The following is a 12,390-nucleotide window of genomic DNA, read 5'->3' on the forward strand; positions in this document are numbered from 1 at the left end:
AGAGATAATTCAACTATCGAAGTACATGACGTAGAAATTACATTGTTGTAAGAAAGTTGTTTATTTTTGTCACTTTACTCAGCGGTGATTACAAACTGATCATAATATTTTTCATTCACATATATATTTAATAACCATAATCCAGATGAAGGTAGTGACATAGCGAGAGGGAGTTCGCTTGTAGTAGAATTGATTGTATTTGAAGTAGTCCAAGTTTGTTTGGAAATTTCTTTTTGAAAGAGTACTGGTGTTGGAGTTACAGATCCATGTTTTAGCGCAATAATAGACAATTTTCCAGTTGGTATTTCAGAATCTAGAAAGTACCACATTATTTCATTTTGTTCATTTGCGATAATAGGACTATCAGCCATTGCGATTTTTCCTTCGATGCCTTTTAAAGGTATTTTTCCGTCTATGAATGAGGGTGCTTCTTCCCAATTTACATCTTTTAAAACACTAAGATGAAAGAAGGAAGGTGCGTTCACTTGATTGGACGTTGCGACAGCTTCAGTTTTAGATGCTTTTGAATCAGGTTGTGCTTGTGTGCATCCAGTGATGAGGAAGGAGAGAAGTAGCATAGTTCCGATTTTTTTCATGGTGCCACACTCCTAGTTTTTATTGTTAGTGTAATTGTATTTGCTAGAAGGCGGGACAATTCCTTTAAAATGTCAAAAGAGGTCGTAAGTTTTGTACGACCTCTTTTGACATTTTGTATCCCGTAAAAGCCCGATTGGTGTAGGTTAATAATCAGTGGGAGATAGCCCCACTAATTAAAGTTTCATTTTATATTTGTTCCGTTGTATAGGTTGGTTCGGTTTCTTTTTGGGGCATCGTCAAAAAAATAACGGATAGAACGATACATATGCCGCCTAATAATTGATATGCTCCAAAAGATTCACTTAGCCAAGTGATTGAAACGATGGCAGCTACAAGGGGTTCAATGCTAGATAAAATGCTTGTTTCTGTTGCTGCTAAATATTTAAGACTACCGATATACAGAAGGAAAGAAAGGGTACCACTAATAATGATAAGAATAAGCATAGAAAAAGTTTTTAGTGTAAAGGTTTGTGAAAATTGATTCCACCCGAATGAATGATTATAAATAAGTAGTGCAATTCCTCCGATTAACATCCCCCAACCAATTACTATAGTTGTTCCGCATGCTTTAATAAGCGAAGCTGGATGAAGGGTATAAAATGCAAATCCAATTGCTGTTAATAGTCCAAAAATAATAGCTTCTTTAGATAAAACAATATTTTCAATTGAGCCATTTGTAATAATAAAGTATGTTCCTATTAGCGCGGCTATAATTGCGAATAGTTGCATGGAAGCAGGGAATTTTCTTTGTTCAAATGCAACATACATGGTAATAAGAACAGGACCTAGAAATTGAAATAGCGTTGCTGTGACCGCGTTACTAATATGAACCGTTTCGATAAAGGCGTATTGCGCACCAAGCATGCCGAGAATAGAGAAAATAATAAGTTGTATAGAATATCTAGGGTGTTTCCAAATTTGAAATATGTTTTGTTTCTTTATAAGTAAGAAAGACAAAATAAATATTCCTGCAAGTAACAATCGAATTGTTAAAAAATCAATTGAGGATACATTAGTATGCTGAAATAGCCACTGAATCATTGGACCAGATAATCCCCATAATGTAGCCCCTGTAATAATCATAATGAGTCCGATACGTCTACCATTGTTCATTATCATGTTTCTCCTCTCCGGTATTTGATTTTTGATGTGTGACATGATAAAAGGAATTATATATAAAATCTGGTACTGTAAAAAGTATCAGATTTTAGTTTTATTAAGGGGTCAGATATTATGTTAGAATTAACGCCTAATTTAAATGTGAATAGTAAAAAGGCATTGTATGTGCAATTGTATGAGTATATAAAAAAAGAGATTAAAGATGGATCGATTGTCCCTTTTACGAAATTACCGGCTAAGCGAAAGTTAGCGATACATTTACAAGTAAGTAAAAATACAGTAGAGGCAGCCTACGAACAATTACTTGCAGAAGGTTATATTGAATCGATATCGAGAAAAGGTTATTTTGTATGCAAGATTGAGCAAATGGTTCATGTAGAGGATAGCGAAGAGAGGATAGAAGAAGTCCCGTTTCAGGAGAAGCGTTATAAATTTGACTTTACACAAACAGGAATTGATACAAATGCTTTTCCATTTAATATGTATCGGAAAATTGTAAATGAAGTATGGCAACCGCATAATAACGAACTTCTCTTTCTAGGACACCCTCAAGGGGAAGCAAGCTTAAGAGAAGAGATTACAAATTATTTGTATGAATCTAGAGGTGTGCGTTGTTCAGCTAGTCAAATTGTATTAGGAGCGGGAACACAAATATTAGTGAAACTATTGTTTCAATTGTTAAAGGAAAGCAATTATGCAGTTGAAAACCCAGGGTATCATAGGAAGATGGTTGTTTTTGAACAGGGAGAAGCAAGAGTCAAAATGTTATCTTTAGATAGAGATGGAATTTGTATTGCAGATTTAGAAAATAGCAATGCGAATGTTGTATTTGTTACACCTTCCCATCAGTTTCCATCTGGAATGATTATGCCTATTACGAGAAGGATGCAGCTTTTACAATGGGCAAAGAAAGAAGAGAACAGGTATATTATTGAAGATGATTACGATAGTGAATTTCGTTATTCTGGAAAGCCTATACCGGCGCTGCAAGGGTTAGATACAGAGGGGAAAGTTATTTATATGGGGACGCTATCTAAAGCATTATTGCCATCGCTACGGATGAGCTATATGGTGTTGCCGAAGAAATTAATTAAAAAGTATCAACAGCAATATTTATTTTATACACAAAGTGTTTCAAGAATAGATCAAGAAGTGATTAGAAGATTTTTAAATGAAGGATATTGGGAAAAACATATTCATAAAATGCGTGTTGTCTACCGAAAGAAGAGAGATAGACTTGTTTTTGAAATAGAGAAGTATTTCTCTAATCGTGTTGAAGTGATAGGAGAAGATTCCGGATTACACATTTTATTAAAAGTGCATAATGGAATGCGGGAAGAAGAATTAATTCAAGAAGCTGCGAAATATAGTATTAAAATATATCCTGTGTCTACGTACTATAAAGACGGTACGGCGCCTGAGAGTGTAGTTTTACTTGGGTTTGCGATATTATCAGAGGAAGAGATTGCGAAAGCGATTCAATTATTACACACGGCATGGTTTACAAGAAAGTAAAAAACATCCTCCAAACATGAGGATGTTTTTTATTATTTATTTTCATCTAAGAATAAGACCATATGCTCTTCGTCCCAATATTGTCCGTTATATTTTAATGAACGTTCTTGTACACCGAATGTTTTAAAACCTAATGATTCATAAAGTTTTTTCGCTCCATCGTTGCCAACAACAACATCAAGCATAACTTGTTCTACTTCTAAAGATTTAGCAAGCTCAAGACATTCTTTAATAAGTGCTTTTCCTGCTCCAAGTCCGCGTGCTTTTGGAGATACATATACAGAACCGATTTTAGCTTTATGTTCTTGTTTTACATATGGTTTCGTTTCCAGTGTTGCAACCCCGATTAATTTTCCATCTTTAAATGCACCTAGCGTATAGTTTTCATCTTGTGCTAATTTTTGTGCTTTATATTCAATCGCACACTCTTTATTAATAATATCTTCATAAGAAGAGCTGAATGCTTCAGGGTTTTGCTTTAATCCTTCTACGCGAAGTTCTAAGTAAATTTCTGCTTCGTCTTTTGTTAATACATGGATATCCAATTATATCACCCTCCAAATCTTTGCAAATGTACCTTTATTTTATATTGAAATAAGAATAATTTCAAAAGCTTAGCTTATATGAGCTGTTTTTATGAACAAAATAACACCAGTAGTGTTTACTACTACTGGTGTTTTCACACGCATATTATTCAAAAGGTAGCTCGATTATAAAGTTTGTTCCCGCTCCTAATTGGCTTGTTACTAGAATAGAACCGTTATGCAATTCTACAATTTCCTTTGCAACAGCTAGCCCGATGCCTTTTCCGCCTGTAGCTCGTGTTCTAGATTTATCAACACGATAAAAACGGTCAAAAATATGCGGGATATCTTCTTCAGGAATACCTTCACCTTCATCTTGTACACTTATTGTAAAAGAATCTGTTTCCATGAGTACACGTATCGTAATGGATGTGTTTTCTGGCGAATGTTGATAAGCGTTGTGTAATAAATTTAACATAACTTGTTCCATACGTCTTTCGTCTATACAAACTTCTAAATCATCTTTGCAATATACATGAAGTTGCATTTGCTTATTCGTTAATGTTGTTTTTGTTTTTTCAACCATTCGTTCTAAAAATGGCTGAAGAAGCACTTTTTGTTTTTTTATAACAAATTGGTGTTGTTCTAATTGTACAAGCATAAATAAATCTTGGACGAGATCGGTTACACTATCCGTTTCATCCTCAATGATTTGTAAGTATTCTTCTCGCTCCTCTTTTGTTAAAGAGTCTCTCTTTGCTACCTTTGCATAACCTTTCATATAGGTCAATGGAGTTAATAGTTCATGAGCGACACTAGCGAGAAATTCATTGCGCTCTTTTTTCATATACGTAAGTTCACTCGATAAATCTTCAATTGTTTTTGCTAAACTTCCGAGTTCATCATTCCGTTTAATACCTAATTGAATTGGCTTATTTAATTTTGACATTTTTTCTGTCGCTCTCTTCATTTTTACAAGTGGTTCTGTAATAACGCGTGAAAAAACAAAGACAGAAATTGTTGTTAAAATAATTGTTAAAACGCTAATGATAAGAAATTGGTTCATGAGTTTAAGTAACATATTTTCTAGGAAAGATGTTTTTAATAGCATATATAGCTTTCCTTGAAACTTTGTTGTGTTAAGTGGGCTTACTGTTGTGATGAACTTTGATTTTTTCCAGTTCCTTTCAACGACCAATCCGCCGTCTGGGACAGTTTCTGTTTTACAAGTAAGTTGTTTTTGCATATCTTTTGTTACGGGTTCTGAGGTGGAAATAATTTTGCCGTTATGGTCAGTAATAATGATAGCTATATCGGAGTTAGAAATTGATTCCGATTCAACTAAGTGTGCAGCCTCATTCGTAATATCGAATTCAGGATACACAGGGCGTTTAGGACTTTTATTATGTTCAGCGTGTTTCATTTCTTTATAATATTCATCCCGTCTCTCGCGGCTTTTTATTTTTTTACTATAGCGATTACCTTTCTCTAAAAGAGCATCTGTTTCCTCTACAATACGCATTTTTGAAAGGCTTTTATAAAAAGATACGAAAGCAATTGTTTCAATACATAAAGCTAATATTAAAAAGTATGTCCCAATTTTAAGGGAAAGTTTACTCATTTTTTCACCATACCTTATTCATAATAAAGAGTCAGTGGTATACGATTTCCCACTGACCGAAGTAATTATTCACTTTTCCATTTATATCCGACTTTATAGACCGTTTCTAAGTAATCTTCAATTGGAAATCCTTTTTTGCGTAGTTTATCACGGATATTACGAATGTGTGAATCAATTGTTCTATATTCGATATCTGTTTCATAGCCCCAAATTTTTTCGATTAAATCATCTCGGCTATAAGCACGGTTTGTATTTTGCAAAAATAGTCCGAGTAACGAAAATTCGATAGGAGTTAATGAGATTTTTTCATCATAAACTGTGACAGTATGTTTCGTTTTATCCCACTCAATACCATTGAAACTAACAAAGCCATCTTTTTTTGTACGGCGTAATATAGCCTCGATTCGTGCGACTAATACATGCTCATCAAATGGTTTTGTAATATAATCATCTGCGCCCATCGTGAGGCCTTTCACCATATCGTAGTTTTGATTACGAGCTGTTAACATAATGATAGGAACATTGGAAATTTGACGAATTTGATAGCAAGTATCCCATCCATCCATATTTGGCATCATAACATCTAATAAAATAATATCGAATTCTTTTTGTTCGATTAAATTTAGTGCTTCAAGGCCAGAGGTAGCTTTCATGCAAAAATAGCCGCGAGGGCTTAAGAACAGATCTAATAATCGTAACATACGTTCTTCATCGTCTACTAATAAAATTTTTACCATAATCTTGTGCACCCCAAACTGTTCATTCTACTTGTATAGTTTACATGAAAATAATAAAAAACTCTTTTTATGTGATTGAGTGGAAGAGTTATTTTTCGCTCAGAGTAATTGACATAAAAAATGCACTAGTTTTGCACAACTATTTTTTATAATAGAAAACGTAGCGACACAAAATACCCTATGTTGCGACATAACGTCATGTCATTTTATTTATAAAATGACAATTCCATTCTATTGTGTATGTGAGATAGAGAGGGTTTTCGTATTCACCTCGCATCGGATAAGAAAAATTTCCTATCTCACACTTTTTTTTAAAGGAGATCATACACATGAATTCAAAAGAAGAAATTTCAAAAAAAGAAAAGCAAGATCGTAATACGGTTGTCATGTGTGTTGCCGTATCTATGATTATTATTATAAGTTGCGTAAATAAAATTTTGGGGATTTTATAATATAAAAAAGCTGATTGCTTCTTAAGGAGCAATCAGCTTTTTTCATTGTTAGGGGAGTATTCCTATATGATAAACCAAGGTAAAATTGCTAACCCAGAAGTTACAATTGCTGTAGTAAATATTAAAAGCATAGCTCGTTTGTTTTGTTTCATATCACATTCTCCTCTACATATCAAGTACATGCGATCAGCGTGGGATGTAGTTCCCCACTGAGTAAAGTTTCACTTTATATTTTTAGTATAATGAATGGTAAGGATTGGTACGATCGATAAAGGTGACATGAAGATTACATTGTTGTAATGCAAAAAAACATCTTTCTTATTAAGAAAGATGTTTTTGGAAAACTCCCCCGCTATTTGTGGGCAGTAACTCCCACCTTAAAATTCAGCGAATGCGAGGGAGTTAGGTGGGCGATAACTGCCCGTAAAAGCCCGATTGGTTCAACTAATACTCAGTAGGGAATGGAAAAAAAACACTGAGTAAAGTTTCACTTTATATTGAAGTATTAATCATTTAAGAACAAAACCATATGTTCCTCGTCCCAATATTGACCATTGTGTTTTAATGAACGCTCTTGTACGCCGTAAGTTTGGAAACCTAATGACTCATATAATTTTTTTGCACCAACGTTACCAACTACAACATCAAGCATGAGTTGTTCTACATGTAATTTATCGGCATTTTCAATAATTGCTTTAATTAGAGCTCGTCCTGCTCCGAGACCACGTGCTTTTGGGGAAACAAAAACGGAGCCAATTTTTGCTTTATGTTCTTGTTTAATAAATGGTTTTGTTTCTAAAGTAGCGATACCAATTAAATCATTATCTTTGAAGACACCTAGAGTATACTTATCCGGATTGCTTAATCGTTTAGCCATAGCAGCCACAGGATTTTCATGTTTAAGAACATCTTCATAAGAAGAGCTAAAAGCTTCCGGATTCTTCGTTAAACCTTCCATACAAACTTTTAAATATATTTCTGCGTCCTCTGTTGTTAATAAGCGAATTTCCATAGTTGTAACCTCCCTGGTGGATTTCAAATAAATCCATTACTTTTATAAGATTGAGTATATGTTTTGTTAGTATTCTCTTTTAATTTGTAAAAGAATGAAAAGATATATGCTACAATGTTTTGTTTTAATTATGTAATTAAATTATATATTAACTTTGTTAACTATTCAAGTGTTTAATATGTTACATTTTTATAACTAAAATAACTCCTCGATTGAGGAGTTATTTTTTAAACATTGGATTGATAGCCATCAATTCGTTTTGGATGTGTGTAAATATTACAAGATTCATTTCTAATAAACCCTACGACTGTAATGCCTAAATCATGGGCAAGTTGCAATGCCAGTTTTGTTGGAGCGGATTTAGATAGAACAATTTCACATCCGATTTTTGAAACTTTGAGTAAAATTTCGGATGAAATACGTCCGCTAAATGCGATGATTTTTCCTTTAATGGATATATCGTTACGCAAACAATGACCATATATTTTATCTAATGCATTATGTCTTCCAATATCCATTCTTGATAGGAGGATATTGTTTCGATCACATAGCGCGGTATTGTGAACACCGCCAGTTTGGCGAAATGTAGTAGAAGATTGTTGCAAGGTATTCATTAAGTGAAAGCATTCTTCAGGAGTAATTTTTACATGTATATCATGTAAGTCTTTTGCTTTTGCTGCGTCGTTTACGAAAATAAAACCTTGTCTACCTTTTCCGCAGCAAGAAGTGATGTATCGTTTATTATATAAAGTTTGATAGAGCGGATTCACTTTTGATGATTTTACATGGACAATTCCGTTATCTTTTTGAACCCATAGTTCTTCAACATCTTTATAGGAAGAAATAATCCCCTCAGAAATTAAAAAACCAATTACCATATCTTCAATATAATTTGGTGTGCATACGACTGTTACATATTCTTCACCATTCAACTTAATAGTAATAGGAGATTCTGTAACAATCTCATCAAGCTGTTTTGAAAATGTACCAGATTGATAGCGTACAATTGTATAAGTCTCTTGCGTAGGCCCCATATTAAATTCCCCTTTTATATGTATTTCTCTCCCACATTTATCATAAAACAATGGAAAAAATAAAAACACCTATTAACAAGAAGATCACAGATTATTTTGGTTATTATTGTATATGTACGATATAATAGAACTGTAGAATAGTGATAATTTCAAGCTTTCGTAGTTATACCTTATAACATCTAGAATCGACTTCATAAGAAAGTATTTGGGTAGAGCGTTTCAAAAATATGTACAGTAATGCGATTTTGAAAACGGATTCATAATTGTGTTGTACAGTTGGTTGTAAGGAGAGGGGAAACTATGGCAGAACAGACAGTCCGTGTAACCGTCGATGGTAAAGAATTTTTTGCATCAGGTGAAAAGACGATACTACAATTATTTAACGAGAGTAATTTGGAACATCCTCAAATTTGTCATGTACCAGAAGTAGATCCAATTCAAACTTGTGATACGTGTATTGTAGAAGTAAATGGGAAGTTAATGCGTGCTTGTTCAACGAAATTAGAGAATGGTATGCATATTGAAAGACAGTCCCAGCGTGCAAAAGAGGCACAGACTGAGGCAATGGATCGGATATTAGAGAATCATTTATTGTATTGTACTGTTTGTGATAACAATAATGGTAACTGTAAAGTCCACAATACAGTACATATGATGGGAATTGAGGAACAGAAATATCCGTATGAGCCGAAAGTAAGTGCGTGTGAAGTGGATATGTCACATCCATTTTATCGATATGATCCAAATCAATGTATTGCTTGTGGGCAGTGTGTAGAAGTATGTCAAAACTTACAAGTGAATGAAACTATATCGATTGATTGGAGCTTAGACCGTCCACGTGTTATATGGGACAATGGTGTAAGTATAAATGACTCATCTTGTGTAAGTTGTGGGCAGTGTGTAACAGTATGTCCATGTAATGCGTTAATGGAAAAAACAATGCTGGGTGAAGCTGGATTCATGACAGGATTGAAACCGGATGTGTTAGATCCGATGATTGATTTTGTAAAGGATGTAGAACCTGGATATAGTAGTATTTTAGCAGTTTCAGAAGTAGAGGCTGCGATGCGTAAGACGAAAGTGAATAAAACAAAAACAGTTTGTACATTTTGTGGTGTAGGTTGTTCATTTGAAGTATGGACGAAAGACCGCCACATTTTGAAAGTACAGCCTGTTTCAGATGCGCCGGTTAACGGTATTTCCACATGTGTAAAAGGCAAATTTGGATGGGATTTTGTAAACAGTGAAGACCGCATTACGAAGCCATTAATTCGCCAAGGAGATATGTTTGTTGAAGCTTCATGGGAAGAGGCTCTTGAAGTTGTTGCATCCAATATGCAGCATATTAAATCAGAATATGGAAGTGATGCATTTGGATTTATTTCTTCTTCGAAAGTAACGAATGAAGAAAATTATCTTATGCAAAAACTAGCCCGTCAAATATATGGAACGAATAATGTAGACAACTGTTCCCGTTATTGTCAATCTCCAGCAACAGACGGTTTATTTAAAACTGTCGGTATGGGCGGGGACGCTGGAACAGTGAAAGATATTGCGGAAGCAGGCCTTGTCATTATCGTTGGAGCAAATCCAACAGAAGGACATCCTGTACTTGCAACGCGTGTAAAACGTGCACATAAATTACATGACCAAAAATTAATTGTGGCAGACCTTCGTAAACATGAAATGGCAGAGCGTGCGGATTTATTCATTCATCCGCGCCAAGGAACTGATTACGTATGGCTCGCTGGTATTACGAAATATATTATTGATCAAGATTGGCACGATAAAAAGTTCATAGCTGAAAATGTGAAGAATTTTGATGAATATAGCAAAATGGTAGAAAAGTATACGCTTGATTATACAGAAGAAATCACGGGGATTTCGAAAGAAAATCTGAAAGAAATGGCTCGTATGGTATATGAAGCAGATGGTACTTGTGTACTTTGGGGAATGGGTGTAACTCAAAATACTGGAGGAAGTACAACTTCAGCAGCAATTTCAAATCTATTGCTTGTTACGGGTAACTATCGTCGTCCTGGTGCAGGAGCATACCCATTACGCGGACATAATAACGTACAAGGCGCTTGTGATATGGCAACATTACCAAACTGGCTTCCAGGTTACCAAGCGGTTTCAGATGATGCGCTCCGTGCGAAATTTGAAAAAGCATACGGTACTACAATTCCGAAAGCACCAGGCTTAAATAATATTGCAATGTTACTTGCGGCAGATGAAGGAAAACTGCGTGGTATGTATGTTATGGGTGAAGAAATGGCTTTAGTAGATTCGAATGCCAACCATGTACAACATATTTTAGCGAATTTAGATTTCCTTGTTGTTCAAGATATGTTCTTATCGAAAACAGCTCGTTTTGCTGATGTTATTTTACCAGCGGCACCAAGCTTAGAAAAAGAAGGAACGTTTACAAATACAGAGCGCCGCATTCAAAGATTATATGAAGTATTGAAGCCGCTTGGTGATTCAAAACCAGACTGGTGGATTTTACAAAAAGTTGCTCGTGCACTAGGCGGGGATTGGAATTATGAAAGTCCAAGTGAAATTATGGACGAAATCGCGTCACTTGCACCGTTATACTCTCAAGCAACGTACGACCGTCTAGAAGGATGGAATAGTTTATGTTGGGGTAGTCATGATGGTAGCGATACACCGCTATTATATGTAGACGGATTTAACTTCCCAGATAAACTCGCTCGTTTATCATTAGATGAATGGATACCACCAGTTGTAGCGCCAGATGAGTATGATTTACTTTTAAATAATGGACGTATGTTAGAACATTTCCATGAAGGGAATATGACGAATAAATCGGCTGGTATTTTATCTAAAGTATCTGAAGTGTTCGTTGAAATCTCCCCGGAACTTGCCCTAGAGCGCAATGTGAAAGATGGTGGTCTTGTAGAATTAGCATCACCATTTGGGAAAATTAAAGTACAGGCACTTGTTACAGATCGTGTAACGGGGAAAGAGCTATATTTACCGATGCATGCAACAGTAAATGAAGAGGCAATCAATATTTTAACTGGAACGGCGACAGATCTTTATACGTGTACACCAGCGTATAAACAAACGATGGTAAAGATGCGTGTACTACGTGAAAAAGGGAATCGTCCGTTACCATCTTCAAACCCGAGAGATAAAAAGCGTAATCCGCAAAATGGTGTTGAAATCCAGCAAAAATGGCAAAGAAAACAATACGTATCACTTGTGGACTAGGGGGCGGAGATAGTGGCGAAAGAAATTACTGTAATTAAAAAGAAAGTTGTAACAGAGGAAGAACAGAAACAGCAAGTAGCAGATGAACTTCTAAATGAGTTATCTAATAATCGTGAAGCAGTAGAAGAAACGATGCAGCTTTTAGCACAGTTGCAGAAGGCTGGTATATTAGATGCAGCAATTAGTTTACTTGCTGCGAAGGAAGATGTTTCAAAAATCGCTGTGGAGCAATTAAATCGTGAACCAGTTAAAAATGCACTCAACAATATGATGGGGGCAGGAGAAGCGTTATCTTCAGTTGATCCAGAAATAACGAAGCAAATTACGTCAAGTTTAGTTACAGGATTGCAATTTGCAACAGATGAATTAAATAGTGGTAAAAAAACAAAAGTAATGGATTTCTTTAAAGTATTAAAAGATCCAGATATCAATAGAGCTATTACATTCGGTTTTAGCTTCTTGAAAGCATTTGGACAAGGCCTAGAGAAAAAATAGAATAAATGAAAAAGTGATGGGAAGTAGCCATCACTTTTTTCATTATA

At 35.0% G+C, this 12,390-nt stretch carries 11 protein-coding genes; 4 read left to right on the top strand and 7 right to left on the bottom strand.

Going from position 1 to position 12,390, the window contains the following annotated elements:
• Positions 1-74 precede the first annotated feature (74 nt).
• Both EBQ15_RS23515 and EBQ15_RS23520 read right to left on the bottom strand, forming a co-directional pair.
• A complete protein-coding gene (locus tag EBQ15_RS23515; RefSeq protein WP_000719681.1) occupies positions 75-596 on the bottom strand; it encodes a DUF4871 domain-containing protein in 522 nt (173 codons plus the stop codon).
• Between the two features lie 187 nt (positions 597-783).
• A complete protein-coding gene (locus tag EBQ15_RS23520; protein WP_001059051.1) occupies positions 784-1,710 on the bottom strand; it encodes a DMT family transporter in 927 nt (308 codons plus the stop codon).
• Positions 1,711-1,830: 120 nt separating this feature from the next.
• Here EBQ15_RS23520 and pdxR point away from each other — a divergent pair, with 120 nt between their 5' ends.
• Complete coding sequence (gene pdxR / locus EBQ15_RS23525; protein ID WP_000891926.1) at positions 1,831-3,231, top strand: MocR-like pyridoxine biosynthesis transcription factor PdxR; 1,401 nt, start codon at positions 1,831-1,833, stop codon at positions 3,229-3,231.
• A gap of 32 nt (positions 3,232-3,263) precedes the next feature.
• Here pdxR and EBQ15_RS23530 read toward each other — a convergent pair whose 3' ends face one another.
• From EBQ15_RS23530 to EBQ15_RS23540, 3 genes are all read right to left on the bottom strand, one after another.
• Positions 3,264-3,776 carry a GNAT family N-acetyltransferase gene (locus tag EBQ15_RS23530; RefSeq protein ID WP_000351212.1) on the bottom strand — a complete coding sequence of 171 codons (513 nt, stop codon included), beginning with the start codon at positions 3,774-3,776 and terminating at the stop codon, positions 3,264-3,266.
• Positions 3,777-3,921: 145 nt separating this feature from the next.
• Positions 3,922-5,376 carry a HAMP domain-containing sensor histidine kinase gene (locus tag EBQ15_RS23535; protein ID WP_000041026.1) on the bottom strand — a complete coding sequence of 485 codons (1,455 nt, stop codon included), beginning with the start codon at positions 5,374-5,376 and terminating at the stop codon, positions 3,922-3,924.
• Between the two features lie 65 nt (positions 5,377-5,441).
• Positions 5,442-6,113, bottom strand: a complete 672-nt coding sequence (locus tag EBQ15_RS23540; RefSeq protein ID WP_000238959.1) for a response regulator transcription factor — start codon at positions 6,111-6,113, stop codon at positions 5,442-5,444.
• Between the two features lie 329 nt (positions 6,114-6,442).
• Here EBQ15_RS23540 and EBQ15_RS31815 point away from each other — a divergent pair, with 329 nt between their 5' ends.
• On the top strand, positions 6,443-6,565 hold the full coding sequence (locus EBQ15_RS31815) for a hypothetical protein (protein WP_001085005.1): 123 nt from the start codon (positions 6,443-6,445) through the stop codon (positions 6,563-6,565).
• 505 nt (positions 6,566-7,070) lie between these two features.
• Here the strand turns inward: EBQ15_RS31815 and EBQ15_RS23545 are convergent.
• The gene (locus EBQ15_RS23545) at positions 7,071-7,577 is read right to left on the bottom strand and encodes a GNAT family N-acetyltransferase (protein WP_000405884.1); all 507 of its coding nucleotides are present in this window, start codon (positions 7,575-7,577) and stop codon (positions 7,071-7,073) included.
• Between the two features lie 227 nt (positions 7,578-7,804).
• On the bottom strand, positions 7,805-8,611 hold the full coding sequence (gene fdhD / locus EBQ15_RS23550) for a formate dehydrogenase accessory sulfurtransferase FdhD (protein ID WP_000529230.1): 807 nt from the start codon (positions 8,609-8,611) through the stop codon (positions 7,805-7,807).
• Between the two features lie 300 nt (positions 8,612-8,911).
• Between fdhD and fdhF the strand changes: the two genes are divergently transcribed.
• Positions 8,912-11,848, top strand: coding sequence for a formate dehydrogenase subunit alpha (gene fdhF / locus EBQ15_RS23555; RefSeq protein WP_000840636.1), 2,937 nt, complete (start codon positions 8,912-8,914; stop codon positions 11,846-11,848).
• Between the two features lie 12 nt (positions 11,849-11,860).
• Positions 11,861-12,343, top strand: a complete 483-nt coding sequence (locus tag EBQ15_RS23560) for a helical membrane plugin domain-containing protein (protein ID WP_001040540.1) — start codon at positions 11,861-11,863, stop codon at positions 12,341-12,343.
• Positions 12,344-12,390: the final 47 nt, after the last annotated feature.

This window comes from Bacillus sp. 2D03 (assembly GCF_003946765.1).
Classification (GTDB): Bacteria; Bacillota; Bacilli; order Bacillales; family Bacillaceae_G; genus Bacillus_A; species Bacillus_A cereus.

What these genes read in the sequence shown, in the direction of transcription:
- EBQ15_RS23515 (WP_000719681.1), bottom strand. Translation starts at nt 596, where the DNA reads ATGAAAAAAATCGGAACTATGCTACTTCTCTCCTTCCTCATCACTGGA.
- EBQ15_RS23520 (WP_001059051.1), bottom strand. Translation starts at nt 1,710, where the DNA reads ATGAACAATGGTAGACGTATCGGACTCATTATGATTATTACAGGGGCT.
- pdxR (WP_000891926.1), top strand. Translation starts at nt 1,831, where the DNA reads ATGTTAGAATTAACGCCTAATTTAAATGTGAATAGTAAAAAGGCATTG.
- EBQ15_RS23535 (WP_000041026.1), bottom strand. Translation starts at nt 5,376, where the DNA reads ATGAGTAAACTTTCCCTTAAAATTGGGACATACTTTTTAATATTAGCT.
- EBQ15_RS23540 (WP_000238959.1), bottom strand. Translation starts at nt 6,113, where the DNA reads ATGGTAAAAATTTTATTAGTAGACGATGAAGAACGTATGTTACGATTA.
- EBQ15_RS31815 (WP_001085005.1), top strand. Translation starts at nt 6,443, where the DNA reads ATGAATTCAAAAGAAGAAATTTCAAAAAAAGAAAAGCAAGATCGTAAT.
- EBQ15_RS23545 (WP_000405884.1), bottom strand. Translation starts at nt 7,577, where the DNA reads ATGGAAATTCGCTTATTAACAACAGAGGACGCAGAAATATATTTAAAA.
- fdhD (WP_000529230.1), bottom strand. Translation starts at nt 8,611, where the DNA reads ATGGGGCCTACGCAAGAGACTTATACAATTGTACGCTATCAATCTGGT.
- fdhF (WP_000840636.1), top strand. Translation starts at nt 8,912, where the DNA reads ATGGCAGAACAGACAGTCCGTGTAACCGTCGATGGTAAAGAATTTTTT.